This is a genomic window from Liquorilactobacillus capillatus DSM 19910, from assembly GCF_001434915.1.
GTDB classification, from domain to species: Bacteria; Bacillota; Bacilli; order Lactobacillales; family Lactobacillaceae; genus Liquorilactobacillus; species Liquorilactobacillus capillatus.
The window spans coordinates 76717-95286 of the sequence record NZ_AZEF01000042.1; the positions used below are offsets into that span (position 1 = coordinate 76717).

Sequence of the window (18570 nt, forward strand, 5' to 3'; positions counted from 1 at the left end):
TCAGCAGCTTTTATCTTGTCATGAGATAGTCTAGGATCACCCCCGCATGCGCGGGGAATACGAGCAGAGATTTATAAATATCATGAAATTGTAGGGATCACCCCCGCATGCGCGGGGAATACATATTGATGGTCAAAAAGATGGATCGGCAGTTGGGATCACCCCCGCATGCGCGGGGAATACCGTTTTTTCGAATGCTTGGCAGAACTTCATTTGGGATCACCCCCGCATGCGCGGGGAATACTCTTTTAGCCAATTATTTATTTTGTCACAAAGGGGATCACCCCCGCATGCGCGGGGAATACTCAAGCACGAACCACTGTACGGAGTCCAGTACAGGATCACCCCCGCATGCGCGGGGAATACCAGAAATCAAAGACTGTATTATGTCACTTGGTAGGATCACCCCCGCATGCGCGGGGAATACTTAAAGCGGCGAATATTCCAGCACGTCCGTTTAGGATCACCCCCGCATGCGCGGGGAATACACAAAAGACATAGTAGCAAAAGGATATTGCATGGGATCACCCCCGCATGCGCGGGGAATACTGTTGCCGCTCCCCACCGTGTCTTCGTGATTGAGGATCACCCCCGCATGCGCGGGGAATACCAAAATAGTTGTACGGCACACCAAACTCATCTAGGATCACCCCCGCATGCGCGGGGAATACCTGATAGGCAGTATAGCCTGCAGCTGCCTTTATAGGATCACCCCCGCATGCGCGGGGAATACCTGCAGGGGTTAATTCAAATGAGCAACTAATGAGGATCACCCCCGCATGCGCGGGGAATACTAGAATTTATCAGCACGATGCACTGGTCAAAGAGGATCACCCCCGCATGCGCGGGGAATACTCAAGCTAACCTATGACTCAACGAGCGGGATAGGGATCACCCCCGCATGCGCGGGGAATACTGAACTTTTATCATTTCAGTCATCTTACCAGTGGGATCACCCCCGCATGCGCGGGGAATACCCAAAATGGCTTGAAATAGCATAGTCACAAGTAGGATCACCCCCGCATGCGCGGGGAATACTTAGTCCAATTAACTTTAACCGCCAAGTAAAAGGGATCACCCCCGCATGCGCGGGGAATACTAAAAGAATCAGGATTGCATGGTGTCTATTCAAGGATCACCCCCGCATGCGCGGGGAATACAAACAGACTAGAGAAGATGAAAAGAAACAAGAAGGATCACCCCCGCATGCGCGGGGAATACCTAGCACCTCTTCTCACTCTTTAATCACCTCAAGGATCACCCCCGCATGCGCGGGGAATACTCAATGCAATTTCAAATGGTGACAACGTCACTAGGATCACCCCCGCATGCGCGGGGAATACTGATAGTGAAGATAAGAATACCGTAACGATTCGGGATCACCCCCGCATGCGCGGGGAATACGCTTCTTGTGTGGCCGGATTATCTAGTGCTTTAGGATCACCCCCGCATGCGCGGGGAATACTCCAATAACTTTGCCCGTCATGTCTTGAAGTGGGGATCACCCCCGCATGCGCGGGGAATACTGCTTTGGAGGGTCCTTTGATAGATGCCCACCGGGATCACCCCCGCATGCGCGGGGAATACGCTGTAATTTTAATTGTTGTAGTAACACCCGTAGGATCACCCCCGCATGCGCGGGGAATACAGTGTCCAAAGCCGATCAAACATCTACTGCTAGGGATCACCCCCGCATGCGCGGGGAATACTATCGACAAAGATGGTAACTATCACATTATATAGGATCACCCCCGCATGCGCGGGGAATACTGTACTCATCATTTTTAGCACTAAGTAGCTTAAGGATCACCCCCGCATGCGCGGGGAATACCAAAAGATAAGTATGAAGCACTGAAAACACGTAGGATCACCCCCGCATGCGCGGGGAATACGTATAAGTTTGAGTAGCGTAAGGAGTAAGCATAGGATCACCCCCGCATGCGCGGGGAATACTAATCGCAGTGAAACGAAACGCGAGCAATACAAGGATCACCCCCGCATGCGCGGGGAATACCGACAGGGAAAATTGTCAATGAAGATCTTGGTAGGATCACCCCCGCATGCGCGGGGAATACTAGTAACAGTCTGAGTAAGTGAATCTACAGAAGGGATCACCCCCGCATGCGCGGGGAATACACTAAATTAATCCTATTAAACCGGCATCTTTAGATTTTCAAACACTGTTTTTTTATGAGTTGTGTCGCCAATTCAAGTGTTGCTTTTGCATCTGAATCCGCACGATGAGGATGCTGATTTGAAATTTTATAGTCTTCTAAAACTGTCTTAAGACGATAATTATCCAAAAACTTATTTGTCTTTTTAACCACAGGCATTAAGTCAACTATTTTATTCGATAGACCAACTTCTTGAACATCTTTATACCCTTTTTTCAGGAAAGCTTCATCAAAGCGAACATTATACCCTACTATTGGTAGACTTCCAATAAATTCTTTCAATTGGACTAGTGCCACTCTAAAATCCAAACCTTCGTCTAACAAAATCGTGGAAGTTAGCCCCGTCAAATCAGATATCTTTTTAGGTACTATGGTATTTGTCTTAATTAAGGAATAAAAGCAACTATCTTTTTTAGCTGCACCAATAGCAATTATTTGATCTTTCGTAACATCCAAACCGGTTGTTTCAATGTCTATCGATACAATTGACTCACTTAAATCTTTCTCCAATTTATCCTTCACTTTCAGCCTTTTATGTGACATCACCTTAGCTTTATGAAATTTCGCTGCATCACTAAAACCATGTTTAACTGCCCTATTGGGCACATTCAAGTGCATCATCAACGGAATTCCATCATAATCTATCACATCACGGTCTGAACGAGTCGTTTTAAACGTATATCCAAGTTCGTTGTTCATATTATAAGCCATTGTCGCTTGACCATTTCCAATATCACGCATAATTCTATCCCATAAGTTATCACGGATTTTAGCACTAACATTGCCAACATAAACACCAGTTTGAATTTCTTGACACCATTTGGTTAAATCGCCCCGAAGAGAGTTAGGAACTTTGGTTAAAGTAATCACTATCATACCGATTCATCCTCTTCAACCTCATGATATTGAACGCCCATCTTTTGTAAACCAAGTTTATCATCCCAAAGACTTAGAGAATCAACATCTTTTTCTAAATTTACTTCACCTAGAAGATATTTTAAATCTACAACCATTTGAGATAAAAGATTTCCATCTTTAAAAGCATCTCGCATTGCTAAGCGTGTTTTAGAGGCAATATTTTTATCATCACCGAACTTCGCTGTCATTTTAAAAGCAATTGGAATTGAATATTTTGCTTTATATAAATCTGCAAAATCGTACACAAAAGATAAATCGTGTCCCGTATGTACGAATCCTAATCCTGCTGACGCACCTAGAGCAGAAATAACACTGTAGCTTAACCCATAGAGAGCCTGATGCGCTGCAGTCAAAGCTTTATTAATTGGTGTACCTGCATTAAAATCATCTGGGTTATATTCTCTACGTGACCAGTCTACTTTTGACTGCTTCGAATGTTCCCGATAAACCCGACGAACCCTTGCACCTTCTTTTCCTCTTAATTCTTGCATGGATAAATTTGAGACATCTTCACCCTTAAAACGCATTTGATACATTTTTCGTGCAACTGCTATTCGAGTCTTTGAATTGCACACCAGTTTTGCTTGAGCTTCTAACAGTGTTGAAGCATGATTTAACGGACGCCCATAGGCATACTGTCTTACACCATATTCACCGACCCAAACAACACCCATTCCTGATGTACCAATCAGTTCCATGGCACGGTGAGTTACGTCAACACCCGGCCCAAGCATTAAAACACTGACAACTGCTGCCGGTACATACACCGTTCCCCTATTATCTATTACACTGATAGCACTATCTTGACGATTCAATTTTGCATGCTCTAAATAAAGAAAAGTCAGTCGGTCTCTTACCCGCCCTAATTCAGACCGCTCAGGTTTCTTTGCACCTATGTTCTTACTCATTCCTCACACCTCGGTAATTACCGTCATTAATCCCATCCCAAAAGCTTTCTCACGACCTAAACCCTTGGTAAGTGTTTCCTTAAATACAGTCACATCCTGAACTTGTAACAGCCCTTCAAACGTTACGCGGCTCAATCGCATAGCTCGTCCTTTTTCACGATATAGAACTGGATGATCACGACTGACGATATCAAAAGCAAGACCGTCATCATCTTTACTGTCCAACAATCGCTGTTGAACGAGTTTAAACCCTGCCTTTTTAGCTTTTTCTTTTAACCATTGACGCTGTTGTTTAACAGTAACATGTGGATACACTCGCCCTCGTTTTTTTCCTGGTTGCAAAACAGAATAGCTTGGATTAGCAGTTAATCTAAATTGCATTACTTCACCATTTCTAATTGCATCCAAAAATTGATTATAAGGTTTAACTTTAACAGTGCCTGAAACACCATATTTTTTCAAATACTCTTCATCTGGTCGGTTTTCACTTAATACTAGCAAATAATTTTTACCCGCTAACTGATCAAGCCGCCACAGATGGCGCTTTCGTTCACTAAGGTTGATCTCATCTGGAAAACTTTGTTCAACCCAATTATGATAAGCGCCCAAATGCGTTAAATCCTTAATTTTTTGCCGATTTTTAGTTGCTATTTCGACCCTTGCTAAGTACATAGGGCAACTCCTCTCTAAAGAAAATTCATGACATCATGCTCAGTACCTACTATTTGTTTTTTAAACTTATCATTGTTGAGTTGAACTTGTGTATGTGAAACAGCTCGAAATCCAATTTGCCGATATCGCTGGTCAAGAGAAATAATACGGTCTTTTACTAGTTCGGGATCTCCATTAGAATCCGACAATAGTTCAGCATCCGCAATCATTTCCAGACTAACAAACTCTTTTTTTGTTTTTTTACGAAACCATTCAGATGCCTGCCACTTAAAATCCGTCAAAACTTGAACCGGGTTTTGATGGTTAAATAAATATAGTTGAAGTGGCCCAGCCGGAGTATTTGCACGGCGCCCAATAAACAACTGGAACTTTGGATGTCGAAGTGCTGTCCTTAAAGTGTCAATCAGCCTCTCGTCCTCACTCCCAACTGCTACTACAAAAATAGCATCTTGCAAATAATCACGATAGGTTATTTTTCGTGTATCAGATTTCCATTCAACAGTTTGATAATCAGTCATTGTTTGTCCAGGTTGATCAATGCGGACTGCAAATTTTAATCTATTAAGATCAGCAATTCGTGAATTATTACGTCGATACCCCATTGCTGCTGAGAGCATTCCGATAACAGCACTTTTTGAAGGATATTTCCAAGTAGTCCGACGTGCAAATGTAGCTTCATTGCCAAAAGATTGCAAAGGTGCATTTAATCTAATCGTTAACGTCTTCATTTTGTATCGCCTCTTTAAGTCCAGCAGTAACTCGTTGTAAAAGCTCTGATAAATTAGCAACTCTTACCCCAGTATTCGTCTCAAACTTACTCAGAACAACATTTAATTCTGGCATATCAAGATACTGCCCACTTGCTTCAAATTCCTTTTCAAATTTTTCAATAGATTTTCTAAGATAACCATCCTTTGATCTTACTGGTTCTTCAAAAGCAGAAACTAAATTAACTGGCGTATCAGTCCGAAGATTAATCATGACATAACTAGGTAATGTTTTGTTAGCAAATGTATTCTGCTTTCCTGATGGCATCGTCAACAGAAACTCTTTAATAAAAGCAACTGCACCTGTTATGCCACTATCGATATCCATGTTATATATCAGCTCATTTACGTTCACATTTGCGTAACGATATAAAGTTGATGAGTTAAATTCTAAGCTGCCAAGCATTGCAGCCCCCGCATTATTTTTTGGTTGTAAATCGTCTAGAGCAGTAAAGTAATCATATTCTGGAACAACTTCATGCGTAGAGATAGCGTGCGCTACTTGAGTAGAGGCGTCAACATTTAATTCTGGATTATCGGCCACCATACGTCCAAACAATGCAAGATCAAGAGATTGGTCACTCTTTAAAACTTTTTTGATTTCTTTCTTACTTAGATCGACATTGCTAAGTGCATACTGAGCTAATTTTTCAATTTGCCCACGGCTCACTAAAAGCAATGCACCTGTCTCATTTGTTTTCTTATCAATTTTGATACCTGCAGCTTTAAAAACTTCAATTGCCTTTTCGAGTGCATTTTTCTCATCTAAGTCTCCATCTAATTTCATCAACTGGTCAATTAATAATTGAGCAGCTTCTTTTGTCCGAATACCAGCTGTTATATTTTCGGCCTTAAACCCTTGACGAACTGCTCGTTTCCAACTCTGTGAAGAAACCCTCGCTCGAGTCACGCCACCGTACAATGCGGTTTTAGGTGCACCTGTATCGTCACGGTTAAGGTTTGCAGAAGGTACAGTCTGTAAAACATGTAAGTCAATGTATAAATTTGGAGTAATCATTAATTTTTCTTCCCTTCATTTTGCTCTTTTTTGGATTTATTATTTGAATAAAAATATTGGCGTCCCCAATTCAATCGAACGCGATTGGCCTGTTCGTAGCTAATTTGAAATTGAAAAAGATCATTTGCCAAACGGGCATAATCAACTTTACATGTACGTTGACTCCCCTTAAGGATAGCAACTAAATGTGTAAGTGAATTAATAACACTATTAACATTCGTTGTCGCAAGCAGTGGCTGTACCCGCCTGTCTAACGCAACTTTAACATCCTCATTTTGTCGTAAACCAGCTAAAGCCACGAATAACGAAACTCCCTCTGACTTCTCATTGTATTGATTAACCGATGGCGAATAAACACAAGTATCGATACTCTGTTGATGAATTGCATATAGTCGAACTACCGCATAAGTTGCTATTTCCGCGTATGTTGGTTCACCATTTTGACTCAACATCGGCTTTTGCAGTTCTGCCATCATTACTGGCCAAACTGATTGCGCTTGTGGGCTTGCCATAGATACAGCGTGTCTCGCACTTGCAAGAACTGCTTTATTAATATTTCCATTTCTGTACAAATTATAAATGATATTATTAACGGAGATAACAATTGAATTTTCCATATATTTGACCACCCTTCCTAGAGGTTTAAATGCCGTTTCAAATTATACCTCAAATCATTATTTACCGTAAAAATGTTCTGAATAATTGGCTTATTCTTCCTAGTAGTCGTAATACCTCTAATGTCTCTTGAAGTACTTGAATTCATAAATTCTTCTGCCGACCGCAATACAATTTTTCTCAAAGTTCGTTGCCATTCAAGCTCTTTTTCATCACGATTATCATCATTTGATAATCCTGCTAGCCATTGTTTAAATGGTTCATTTAATCGATCATAGAACTTGGTACTGTACTCACTTGCAAATTGACGAGAATCAAGATTTCTAATCTGTCCTACACTTGCAACAAATTGCCAATAATCTCTACCAACTTGTTGTGTTAGCTCAATAATATTTTCAATTCGTTCAGGCCACCGCTGCGTCTCTTTACTATCAAATAATACCTCCGCTTTAATAACCAAATCATCAGCTATTTCTGCGACAGGTGTCTGAGACGTAGCATTACCATCACTTACTAAAACAGCAGTTGCTAGATTCAGTCGTTTGTTTGGTGCTAACAGCCCCGTTTTCTCCAGTGTGTGTAACCACGAAACGATTCCAGGTTCATGAGACTTACTCTTGTCAATATTGACATATTGACCAAAATTACGCCACATTGCAATTCCCAGAGAACGAGTACTTTTTACAGCCGGCTTATGATCCCCTTCGCCTCCTTGTGAATCTTTTTTCCAAGTCGTCATCGGTTCAATAAACGCGTTTTTATTACTAAACATTGGCAATCCTGCACTGAAAATAGTCGGCTGATTTTGCTCATCCCATTCAATATGTAGTACCCGTGACCATGCTGTATATAGACTTGCTAAATCATCTGGTAGGATTACCTTTTTACGATTCGCTACATAGTCTTGGAAATTTTTGTACTCCCAAACTGGTTTTTGAATAACATATTCTTTTTTAGTAAATAAAACAAGGTTCAACATCAGAGTTTCAAATAAGGTGAACCCATTTGCAAAGACTGGATTTAATTTATATAACCACCCTGATGGTGTCGAAAATTTTTCATTGGTGTCAACCTTTGTTTTGTCAGTTACACCCGTGAAGTTTTGATACATAATTAGCCAGCGTACCAATTCATCTAACGAGACTTGATTTTTTTGGTTATCCGTTTTGGGTGTAAAAATATCTGGTGTATTATTACTTTCCGAAATAAGGCGATTGATTTGTTTAACTGAAACTGTCCCAGCCCCTGTTGCAACCTTCTTTTTTTCAGATACTACAGCATCATACTCATCCGCTGTCACTTGATAAAACGGCTGTTCCCCAAATAAATCAAACCGTTTTTGGTGTTGCTTTAAATATTGAATCACAATTCTTGAAAAATGGCCTTGCTGAAATAGTTGTTGCCAAGTCTTTTGCAAATCCTTTTGGTCATAGTCATCCTCGTCAACTAAATTGATTACTTTTAAGGTCTCTGTATCAATCTCCAACCATTCATATTCCTCGCCACCAACATCAACTCTCGAATAAACAGTTGTCAAGATTGCTAATAAAAAGCGTAGGACAGCTAAATCTTGTGACTGCATTTCCCCTGCCAGTCGTCTATAATGTTGTGCATTCTCAAACAGTTCAGTTAGGGACACTTTTTTATCTTGATTTGTTGTCTTATCAATTACTTTAATCCATGGATCAGTAACTAAATTAAAAACTTTGTCACTCATCTTTACCCTCCCTTTCATAACTTAAGCCTAGTATTGGGGAATAATGTAGTTTCCAGCCATCCAATTCTCCCGAGAAATTTTTATCAAGGAGCAATACTAATTCTCCTCTTAACCAATAACTATCTTGCCAATCTGAAAAATAATGACTTGTTTGTGTTTCAAGTTGAGAAATCACTTGATCTATTTTGTAATTTGGCGTAATAGCTTGGGGGATTTGGATAACTTGCTGGGCGATTTTAATAGGTGAACAATCTTTTAAATTTTGTCCATCCATCAAAAAATTACCTGTTTCAAGATGTTGAACTAAGATAACTTCTAATGTCTCCTGAATATCACGTACAGCGGCAGCAGCTTTTCGTTCGTCAGTATCAACGTGATTCTGTCCTCGACTTAGCCAACCATGAATCGTCATGTCATCATCCATCGCTGATACCTCTAAATTTGGATTATCAATTTGAAAAATCTTAGCTTTTTTCTTTTTACATTGAAAGTCAGTGTTGAACTTATCCCGTGCCTCCGTTAACTGCTCAATTTCACTATCGGTGTTATTATCATAAACATTTTGCACCAACCTTGAAATATCATTTGGCAATTGAATTTTATCACTTAAAAAATGGTCTGTCTTCATTAAAAGATACTTTTCATATATCGCCTCATTTCCAGAACCATAATCACCAAATTCATTAATTCCCATAACATAGAGCAATGGTTGCTTTAGCATTTCAGGACGTTTAATACAGTGTCGATGTAGGCGTCCTGCCCGTTGAAGCAAAAGATCCATTGGTGCAACGTCAGTAAACAGGACATCAAAATCAATATCTAATGATTGCTCCAAAATCTGTGTCCCAATTACAATCATTTTATATGGCCGCTTAGCGTTTTTCCCAATAGTCTTTTCAAGGATCTTCTCAAGTGACACACGGTCTGTTGCCAAAAAAGCTGAATGCAGTACTATTAACTTAACATCGTCTGGTACCAATTTGGCCAATACTTGCGCATGTTTAACAGTATTAACAATAATACCTGCAATACCACCACTACATATTTTCCGCAAAACGACTTGAATTACCTCTGTATCAGTAACTTGAAGTCGCTTCACTTGAAGTTCGACAGACTCCTGATTACTTTGGACATTAAAATCAGTTATCTGCTTAATTTCTTTATCATCAAGAATACTGAGCAGGGGATACGCTTGCTGATTCTGCCATCCGGTTGGAGCAATAACGTTCTTTTTAAAATGTTTCCCATACTTTCCTTTATAATAGGCTTTTAACAGTGCATTGCGCTTTAGTTTGGGAAGGGTTGCAGATAAAATTATCAAAGGAACATGATACGCACCTAGCCACTCGATTGCTTTATATAGATATTGATTCATATAACTATCATATGCATGGACTTCATCAATAATCACAACTTTATTGCTAAATCCCAGATGCCTTAAAAAAAGATGCTTTTGCTTAAGCCCCATTAGAAGCAAATTATCGATAGTCCCAACTGCAAACTTAGTTAAAATTGATTTTTTACCTGAAAACCAATTATTGATAACTACTGCACCTTCGTCATCTATATTAGAAGCATTAGGGATTTGTCGATAATCTTCATTAAATTCAGCTTTGCCATGCATTAATTTAATAGCAAAGTTTTCATCTTGCATTTTAGCCAATGATTCCAGCCAGTCTTCCACTCGTGCAAACATTGCGTTCGTTGTTGCTTGAGTTGGCAATCCCATAAATAAGCCATCCTGTCCAGTTTTAAATGCTAATTGCTCGGCAGCTAAAAGTGCAATTTCAGTTTTCCCTATCCCCATAGGAGCTTCTATAATCACTACACCAGGATCTTTTGTATCAGCTATCGCTTTTGTCATAATCTGTTGAACTGGTCGTGCATCAAATCCCCAATATTTCTTATAGGGATCACCTTTAGTAGCAATCTGGGCTGGTACCCATTCTCCCGTTTGATACCAGATCATCATGGCACTTCTAAATCGCTTTTTCATATCTATCTCTTCAAAAGTTTGATCGAGGCTAATCAGTGGAAATAGCGGTACTTCAGTATCCTTACCCAAATATTCACTTGAAGCAAGCCAGTCCGCCATGATGAGTAGACCTTCTAATAAAACAGCCTCAGGTTGATTAATATTTGGAATTTCATCGACTATTTCGTAGCCAGCTAATTTTAACCCATATTTAAAAAGGGATTTCTGTACTTGTTCCCAATTTTTCTGAATTTTCTTATCTGTAGAACTTTTTCCAATATCCCTTTGTAGATAATTTGCAGTATAAATTGCAATCTGTTTGTTCTGTGATCTTTCCTCTGGTTTACCATGATGGGCCCCAATAATCGCAGTAACCGATTCAGGAACACCCTCACGATCTAAAATAGCTTCCCCTGCGCGTGCATGTTGGGATTCCTGAGGTGCTGCTAAAGTTAACTCATCTAACCCTGTAAAGCCGTTGTTAACGAGCTTTTCCAATAGTTCGACATCTAATTCACTATCACCATCAAAAGATCTCTTCACTTGAAACGCAGGTGTTGCTTTACCGATATCGTGGACAAACCCAAGAAATTTAACCAGTTTTTCAACATTTTCCTCGCCTAATCGTTGTGCGAGTAATTGTCTTTGGCCTTCACTAAACCAGTGGTTAAAAAGCCAGTTAATAGTATTTTGTGTATCAAGTAGATGTGTAATTAATGGTAACCAATAATGTTCTCCTTCTTCAGAACGTTTTTTGGCCCACAGAGTCGTTACCTGTTTTGATAAAGACATCAAAAATCGTCACCTCCATATATAGCTTCATTCTATGTAATTATTATATCTTAATTAGCCTAGTTAAAATCATCGTTCTATATAAAATACGCTAATCATCAGATCTAGCTGTTAAATCAGGCTAGCAATAAAAAAAATTCGCTACTAACTCCTCTCCACAACGATCTTCAACATTTTTAGAAACTTCACGCGTATAGATGTCTAAAAAAATCGTCCCCCATCACATGTTCTAGATACTTAAAAAAGAGTGTAAACATTTAATTATAGTATAACCCACTTCATACTCTTGATAGCATCCAACCATTCATAAACAGTGACTTAATTGAAGTATCAAAGAAACACTTTGAAAATAACTGTTCCTTGTCCGAACACAGAACAGTTAAACGCGTAGTTATTGAGTTCGATGCACAGTATCAATCCATATTTCCAGAAGCAAAAATGATTGCCAATAACTTTCATCTAGTTCAAATGGGACTCCAAGCATTGAATCAGACACGCGTCCAATTAATACATCACTTCTCATAAAAATATCGCATTCTCTAGTTGATACCTTAAGAAATCATGATCATTCAAAGTTCATTCAAACATTAAATCAAGCTGACAACATCAGCTCACAGCTTGAAACGGCAATAAAAATCTATCATAAATATTTACCGCTAATTAAGAATATAATGGCGAGTAACTACTCGAATGGTCCACTAGAAGGTGCTATCGCAAAATCAAATAAATTAAACGCACGGCATACGGCTACAGAAACTGGTCACATTTTTACACCCAGATTATAATTGAATTTATGATTCGAATAAAAAAAGAAAACCAATTCGAAAATGAATTGATTTTCCCGTGAAAATTTCTCATCAACACCCGTTGACAAAGAGCCATAAAAAAGTAGACTTTTGGTAGACAAGTCTGTTTATTTGAATATTTTTTGCCTAGTTATTACTCTTAAAACGTTGATAAATTGGGATTGCCTCTTCAAGTTAAGTTGGCTCTTTATTCCCACTCAATCGTTGCCGGTGGCTTCGACGTAATATCGTACACTACGCGGTTAACATGTGCAACTTCGTTAACGATACGGACGGAGATTGCTTGCAAGACATCCCATGGAATCTTGGCAAAATCGGCTGTCATACCATCGATTGAGGTTACAGCACGAATGCCGACGGTGTAATCGTAAGTCCGACCATCCCCCATGACACCAACACTTCTGATGCCGGGTAAGACAGTAAAGTATTGCCAGATTTCACGTTCAAGGCCATGATTGGCAACCTCTTCGCGTAAGATCAGGTCGCTGTCACGAACGATTTGCAGTTTCTCTTCTGTAATTTCGCCGATAACGCGAATCCCTAGACCGGGACCTGGGAATGGCTGACGCCAAACCAATTCAGATGGCATCCCCAGTTTTTCACCCAGTTCACGGACCTCATCCTTAAATAAAGTATTCAAGGGTTCGATCAGTTGGAATTGGATATCTTCTGGTAGCCCACCAACATTATGGTGCGATTTGATCGTCTGAGCTGTATCTGTTCCAGATTCAATTACATCCGTGTACAGTGTTCCCTGTGCAAGATAATCGATGCCGTCTAACTTAGCAGCTTCATCATCAAACACACGGATGAATTCATTACCAATAATTTTACGTTTCTTCTCTGGATCAGAGACACCAGCAAGTTTATTCATAAAGCGTTCTTTGGCGTTGACTTGGATAATATTCAAGCCAAACTTGCCTTCTAGACTCGCCATCACTTGTTCGACTTCGCCTTTGCGTAGCAGACCATGATCAACAAAAATACTTGTTAATTGCGGACCGATCGCCTTATGCAGCAAAACACCGACAACGGATGAATCAACCCCGCCTGACAGCCCCAAAAGAACTTTCTTGTCACCGACTGTCGCACGAATCTTAGCGATCTGCATATCAATGAAGTCATCCATTGACCAGTTGTCGCTGGCTCCGCAGACATCGAAGGCGAAATGACTCAGAATCTCATTACCGTATTCAGTGTTGCGAACTTCCGTATGGAATTGGAGACCATAGAACTTCTTGTCATCGTTTGCCATTGCGGAAATTGGGCAGTTCTCACTCGTTGCTGTTGCCTTAAAACCATCGGGCACTTGGGTAACCAAGTCACCATGGCTCATCCAGACAGTTTGTTTTTGTGGTAGATCATGAAAAAGAACGGCTTTATCATCAGTTACCTTAATGACAGCTTTACCGTATTCTTTATTGGTTGCACCTTCAACTTTTCCACCTGGTAATTCAGTCGCCATCAACTGCATCCCATAACAGATCCCCAGGATCGGAATCCCTAATTCAAAGATTGCTGGGTCAACATGGAAGGCTTTGCCATCGTAAACACTATTAGGTCCACCGGAGAAAATAATTCCCTTAGGCGCCATCTTTTTGATCTCTGCCGCTGTTGTTTTATGTGATAGTAATTCTGAATAAACACCGAACTCACGAATTCGGCGTGTGATCAATTGATTATACTGACTTCCGAAGTCAAGAACGATGATCTTATCAAAAGCCTGCATGTCAATATTTGTCAAAGCATTCACCTCGTCTTATTTTTACTACTACTCTCTCACTTATTTTACAGATAGTTAAGAGACTGGTCAAATCAAATTACAGTAATTCCGTACATTATGACAGTTCTTTAATATTTACGTAGAAATAGTTCGTTTACTAGGTGATTTTTGGTCTTACGCACAATTAAATCTGCGCGATTTCTTGTTGGAACAATATATTCGTGTAGGTTAGGCCGATTGATCGATCGCCAGACACGCTTAGCCATCCTAAATGCCGTTGTTCGATCACCGATAGCATATGGGTAATAATAATTTGTTGGATCTTGAAAAGCTGTATCCAGCAGCATCTCAAATCGTTCCAAATACCATTTTTGGATCAAGCTCTCTTGGGCGTCCACGTAGATGGAGAAATCAAAGAAATCACTAACGTATAACTGCTGCTTACTCGGCAGCTGTAAAACGTTGATCCCTTCAACAATTAAAATATCTGGATTATCAACGACTTCATATTCATCCGGAATAATATCATAGACCTTATGCGAATAGACTGGAGCCTTAGCAGGCAACCCATTCTTGACGTCATTCGTAAACAGCAGTAACCGCCGCATATCATATGACTCAGGGAATCCCTTACGCTTCATTAGGTGCCGGCGCTTCAGTTCTTTATTTGGAAAAAGAAAACCATCCGTCGTAATCAACTGGACTTTCTTGTCCGGGTAAATTCCACGCAGCATCGTTTGTAAAAGACGTGCGATCGTACTTTTACCAACTGCAACACTGCCAGCGATCCCAAGTATAAAGGGGATCTTATGTGGCTTAATCCCCAGAAAGCCAGCTTGTCTCTGCAACAGCTCACGACGCGCATCCATATGCAATCCCAAAAGATGGACGAGAGGAACATAAACATCTTGTACATCTTGGAGTGAAATACGGTCATTTAATGATTTTATCCGCGCCAGTTCGGCTGCACGTAATGGTGAGATGTGATCCTGATAAAATTCACGCCATTCTTCACGCGGAATCTTGTAGTAATTCATCTGATTATACATTAGCGGCTCCTATATCTGCTTAAATAATTAAGTCGATTATAACATTTTTTATTAGTAATCCAATTATAAATTAGCAGTCTTTTCCTAAACTAATACTCGTTATCATCAGTTAGTCATTCTAAAGATTATTTCTACTATTTAAGCTGGTAAAATTCCGCTGGAACTTGGTTGAATAACGGTGATAATCGTCCCTCTGCATAGATATTTAAGCGGTGCATTGCCCGCGAACAGATCGTGTATACTAGTTGTCGTTCACTCTCAAGCGCATAGTTCTTATCATTCGCATTCCACATAATTACAGCATCGAATTCAAGCCCCTTCGCTAAGAAGGCGGGCACAATGATCGTTCCTGCTGCTAAACGCTGGTTTTCCGTCTTGATCAGCGTTACTTTGACATCATCTTCTCGTAAAGCTTTCAGCAGCTTTTCACATTCGTCTAATGTCTTACAGATAATCGCCGTCGTTAACTTGTCTTCGTTATTCTTTCTGACCTGTAAAGCCACATCTTTGGCAAGAGCCGTAGTCGTCTTATCCACCATAATTTGGGGCAGATCTCCTCTACGTTCAAACGATTCCACAGCCGTACCGTCAACTAGGATCTGCTTAGTAAAATCTGTAATCTGCTTGGTTGAACGATAAGACTTGGTCAGTTGAACGACCTTGGTCTTATCTTGGGGGAACATTGTGCTTACATCTTCTAAAAGGTTATAGCTGTTCATCTTAGTAAAAATCGCTTGGTTTAAATCTCCCAGAACCGTAAATCGTGCTCGGGGAAAGTTCTCTTTCAAGAAAGCCAGCTGATATGGCGTGTAATCCTGAATTTCATCAATAAAGACATGGCGCATCTCTGTATTACCGCGTTTACCAGTAATACGGTCATATAAACGTAGATAGGGTGTAACATCTGTCAGTTGCATTTTTCCCGCCTTAAACCGGGCTATCACATCTAACACACTGTCCTTCCATTCAGCTTCTGATATTCCATATTTATCCAGGTCAATCAGCTCTGGCACGTTTTTAAGAAAATGTACATACTGTGCATTAATATTGATAAACCGAGTATGGATAATGTCTGCATGGATTTTTTTATACTGTTCCATCACCAGCTGCCGCGCCAAGTAATGCATCTCTTTATCACCATTTTCAAAATTGCGCGGATGGTCACCATACAACTCATTTAATTGCTGTTGGCTTGCATCTTGAATCGCCTTTTCAACCCACTCTGTCCGTGACTCACTTTCGACCCTACGGTTAAGTGTCTTCAACAAGCGCTCTTTGGTTGCGCTCAACCGAGTACGCAAATGGTAGTTTTCATTAAAATTATAGTAGATCTGACTTATTTTTTCTTTTCTAAAGAATGGTTTGCCCCGGAACATAATGTTCTTGAAGTGCATCCCCTTCTTCTCCAGATATTGTGTATATGTTGTTGCAGCATCGAAGAAATACAGGCTGTTTTTTAGGTTCAAGATTTTCTGCTGGGTCGCAGTCCGTTGAGCTTCAAATCTTTCCTGCAGCGTTTCCACCTTGATCCGCGGTAAGCGGCGTTGAGCATATTGGTAGTACGTCATCTGGACCATGTTATGTTCACCTAATTCAGGTAAGACTTGGTCAATATAGTCATTGAACAACTGATTGGGTGAAAATAAGATGACTTGGCTAGAACTCAACTTGCCCCGATAACGATAGAGCAGGTAGGCAACTCGTTGCAAAACAGCCGACGTTTTTCCTGAACCAGCTGCTCCTTGTACAAATAATAACTCAGCATCTGTTTCACGAATAATCTGATTTTGCTCCTTTTGAATCGTCGTAACAATACTCTTCATCTTGGTATCAGATGATTCATCTAAGACATCCAGTAACATCTGATCGCCTACAGCCTCATCTGTATCAAAAACGGTTTTAATTTTACCGTTCTCAACGACGAACTGTCGTTTCAAAGTTACATCTACTTGTTGTGGTCCGTCAGGCGTCTGGTATGTGATCTGACCAATTCCACCATCATAATAGATACTTGAGATCGGAGCCCGCCAGTCATAGATCAAAAAGTTATCTGGTCGGTCAGCAAATGAACCTAACCCAATATAAATTGATTCGGCTTTTTTTTCACCTTTTTCTTGAAAATCAATACGGGCAAAATACGGTGTTTTCTCTAACTTTTTTAATATATCCAATCGTTTAGTCGCATGCTGCCAACTGTTCTCACGTTCTTGCAGCATTTGCTGCTGCTGCCGTACTGTGGCTGCTGTTTCAAAAATCCCTGAATATGTTTCAGTTTTCAGCCGTAAATTATTTGAAAAATCATCTTTTATGGCGTGGGTATCACTTTCCGCTTTCTTAATCTCTTTATGGTGTTCCCTCTCTGCTATCTTTATCTTACTGATAACATCATCCATCCGCTGTTGTTCTTGTTTTTTGACCGTCAAATCAATCCCCCGCTCTCTCGCTTACTAATCATATAATTCTATCATTTTTGCCGTATCGCGACAATTAAAGGCTATTTAAAAAAGTTTAAAATTAGTTTAACTAACGGCTCTATTACTAGTAATTTCTACCGAAACCAGTTAGAATTTAACTAAATCTATTGTAAGGGGAGTGTTGCTTTGGTCAGTCAGGCTCTATTTTTTCTCTCACACTTTCATTTGTATATGACACCAATGATCGACATGCTCGGTGGCTGGATTTATCTTACCTTGTTCGCGCTTGTTTTCATGGAAACCGGGCTCGTTGTTTTTGCCTTTCTCCCAGGAGAATCATTGATTTTCTTCGCCAGTACACTCGCTGCGATTACCGGCTCAACGCTGGATATTCGCATCCTTATCCCGGTATTCTTCTTTGCTGCATTGATCGGTGATACTGTTAACTTCGAAATCGGACGCAACTTGCATAGGCTTCCCCTTTTTAGACGTTTGATATCCGCGGAAAAACTTGCCAAGGCCCAGCGCTTCTTTGATAAGCACGGTGGAAAAACGGTGGTTTTCGGGCGCTTTATCCCATTAATCAGAACTTTTATTCCCTTGATCTCTGGTAGTGCTAAGATGAACTATAAACGTTTCTCTATCTACAATTTACTAGGAGTTCTCTTATGGGTAACTAGCGGTTCTTCCTTAGGTTATTTCTTCGGGCAGATTGATTATGTTCAAGAACACTTTTCGTTGATCTTTATCGGGCTTGCGGCATTGACTGCTGTTCCTGGCTTGATAATGTTCCTCTACCGTTTCATGAAAGATCGAGCTACACCAAACTATTAATTTAATTTTCACAAGACTGGCACAAAAGCTTTTTGGTACCAGTCTTTTTATGTAGTTTTGTTTTGATAGTTCCCCTGCACTCACTTTTCTCAAATTAATTTATTTTTTAAACAAATTAATTTCAGTCAGAACACAATTCAAGGTATACTGTTTGATGTAGCGTTAATTATTTCGTAACTAACTTTTAG

General features: G+C 40.1%; 13 protein-coding genes and 1 CRISPR repeat array. Of the genes, 2 read left to right on the forward strand and 11 right to left on the reverse strand.

Annotation, left to right across the window (positions count from 1 at the left end; all coding sequences use genetic code 11):
• The first annotated feature begins 33 nt into the window (after positions 1 to 33).
• A CRISPR array of direct repeats spans positions 34 to 2136; the repeat unit is 28 nt; unit sequence GGATCACCCCCGCATGCGCGGGGAATAC.
• 29 nt (positions 2137 to 2165) lie between these two features.
• From cas2e to FC81_RS09265, 8 genes are read right to left on the reverse strand one after another with little or no spacing between them, the layout of a single operon-like run.
• Positions 2166 to 3050, reverse strand: a complete 885-nt coding sequence (cas2e, locus tag FC81_RS09230) for a type I-E CRISPR-associated endoribonuclease Cas2e (RefSeq protein WP_057746094.1) — start codon at positions 3048 to 3050, stop codon at positions 2166 to 2168.
• Positions 3047 to 4000, reverse strand: coding sequence for a type I-E CRISPR-associated endonuclease Cas1e (cas1e, locus tag FC81_RS09235; protein WP_057746098.1), 954 nt, complete (start codon positions 3998 to 4000; stop codon positions 3047 to 3049). Before cas1e ends, cas2e begins: the two co-directional genes overlap by 4 nt.
• A gap of 3 nt (positions 4001 to 4003) precedes the next feature.
• A complete protein-coding gene (gene cas6e / locus FC81_RS09240) occupies positions 4004 to 4672 on the reverse strand; it encodes a type I-E CRISPR-associated protein Cas6/Cse3/CasE (RefSeq protein ID WP_057746101.1) in 669 nt (222 codons plus the stop codon).
• 14 nt (positions 4673 to 4686) lie between these two features.
• Positions 4687 to 5400: a type I-E CRISPR-associated protein Cas5/CasD gene (gene cas5e / locus FC81_RS09245; protein WP_057746104.1), complete on the reverse strand. Its 714-nt coding sequence runs from the start codon at positions 5398 to 5400 to the stop codon at positions 4687 to 4689.
• Positions 5381 to 6454, reverse strand: a complete 1074-nt coding sequence (gene cas7e, locus FC81_RS09250; protein WP_083478810.1) for a type I-E CRISPR-associated protein Cas7/Cse4/CasC — start codon at positions 6452 to 6454, stop codon at positions 5381 to 5383. Before cas7e ends, cas5e begins: the two co-directional genes overlap by 20 nt.
• 2 nt (positions 6455 to 6456) lie before the next feature.
• Positions 6457 to 7074, reverse strand: coding sequence for a type I-E CRISPR-associated protein Cse2/CasB (casB, locus tag FC81_RS09255; RefSeq protein WP_057746110.1), 618 nt, complete (start codon positions 7072 to 7074; stop codon positions 6457 to 6459).
• A 17-nt stretch (positions 7075 to 7091) separates the two neighbouring features.
• On the reverse strand, positions 7092 to 8789 hold the full coding sequence (locus tag FC81_RS09260; protein WP_057746113.1) for a type I-E CRISPR-associated protein Cse1/CasA: 1698 nt from the start codon (positions 8787 to 8789) through the stop codon (positions 7092 to 7094).
• Positions 8782 to 11556: a CRISPR-associated helicase/endonuclease Cas3 gene (locus tag FC81_RS09265; protein ID WP_057746115.1), complete on the reverse strand. Its 2775-nt coding sequence runs from the start codon at positions 11554 to 11556 to the stop codon at positions 8782 to 8784. Before FC81_RS09265 ends, FC81_RS09260 begins: the two co-directional genes overlap by 8 nt.
• Before the next feature lie 321 nt (positions 11557 to 11877).
• On the opposite strand from FC81_RS09265, the gene FC81_RS11285 reads away from it, so the two are divergent.
• Complete coding sequence (locus tag FC81_RS11285; RefSeq protein WP_420806355.1) at positions 11878 to 12081, forward strand: transposase; 204 nt, start codon at positions 11878 to 11880, stop codon at positions 12079 to 12081.
• Between the two features lie 468 nt (positions 12082 to 12549).
• Here the strand turns inward: FC81_RS11285 and guaA are convergent, their stop codons facing one another.
• From guaA to helD, 3 genes are all read right to left on the reverse strand, one after another.
• Entirely contained in the window at positions 12550 to 14106 is a 1557-nt protein-coding gene (gene guaA, locus FC81_RS09270) for a glutamine-hydrolyzing GMP synthase (RefSeq protein WP_157054785.1), read from the reverse strand.
• Positions 14107 to 14213: 107 nt separating this feature from the next.
• A complete protein-coding gene (gene coaA, locus FC81_RS09275; RefSeq protein WP_057746118.1) occupies positions 14214 to 15134 on the reverse strand; it encodes a type I pantothenate kinase in 921 nt (306 codons plus the stop codon).
• Between the two features lie 134 nt (positions 15135 to 15268).
• Positions 15269 to 17563, reverse strand: coding sequence for an RNA polymerase recycling motor HelD (gene helD, locus FC81_RS09280; RefSeq protein ID WP_157054787.1), 2295 nt, complete (start codon positions 17561 to 17563; stop codon positions 15269 to 15271).
• 216 nt (positions 17564 to 17779) lie between these two features.
• On the opposite strand from helD, the gene FC81_RS09285 reads away from it, so the two are divergent.
• Entirely contained in the window at positions 17780 to 18382 is a 603-nt protein-coding gene (locus FC81_RS09285) for a VTT domain-containing protein (protein ID WP_420806356.1), read from the forward strand.
• The last annotated feature ends 188 nt before the right edge of the window (positions 18383 to 18570 follow it).

Bases quoted from the DNA above. Each gene is read 5' to 3' on its own strand.
- FC81_RS09260 (WP_057746113.1), bottom strand. From the start codon at position 8,789: ATGAGTGACAAAGTTTTTAATTTAGTTACTGATCCATGGATTAAAGTA.
- cas6e (WP_057746101.1), bottom strand. From the start codon at position 4,672: ATGTACTTAGCAAGGGTCGAAATAGCAACTAAAAATCGGCAAAAAATT.
- FC81_RS09285 (WP_420806356.1), top strand. From the start codon at position 17,780: ATGACACCAATGATCGACATGCTCGGTGGCTGGATTTATCTTACCTTG.
- cas5e (WP_057746104.1), bottom strand. From the start codon at position 5,400: ATGAAGACGTTAACGATTAGATTAAATGCACCTTTGCAATCTTTTGGC.
- cas2e (WP_057746094.1), bottom strand. From the start codon at position 3,050: ATGATAGTGATTACTTTAACCAAAGTTCCTAACTCTCTTCGGGGCGAT.
- FC81_RS09265 (WP_057746115.1), bottom strand. From the start codon at position 11,556: ATGTCTTTATCAAAACAGGTAACGACTCTGTGGGCCAAAAAACGTTCT.
- cas1e (WP_057746098.1), bottom strand. From the start codon at position 4,000: ATGAGTAAGAACATAGGTGCAAAGAAACCTGAGCGGTCTGAATTAGGG.
- coaA (WP_057746118.1), bottom strand. From the start codon at position 15,134: ATGTATAATCAGATGAATTACTACAAGATTCCGCGTGAAGAATGGCGT.
- casB (WP_057746110.1), bottom strand. From the start codon at position 7,074: ATGGAAAATTCAATTGTTATCTCCGTTAATAATATCATTTATAATTTG.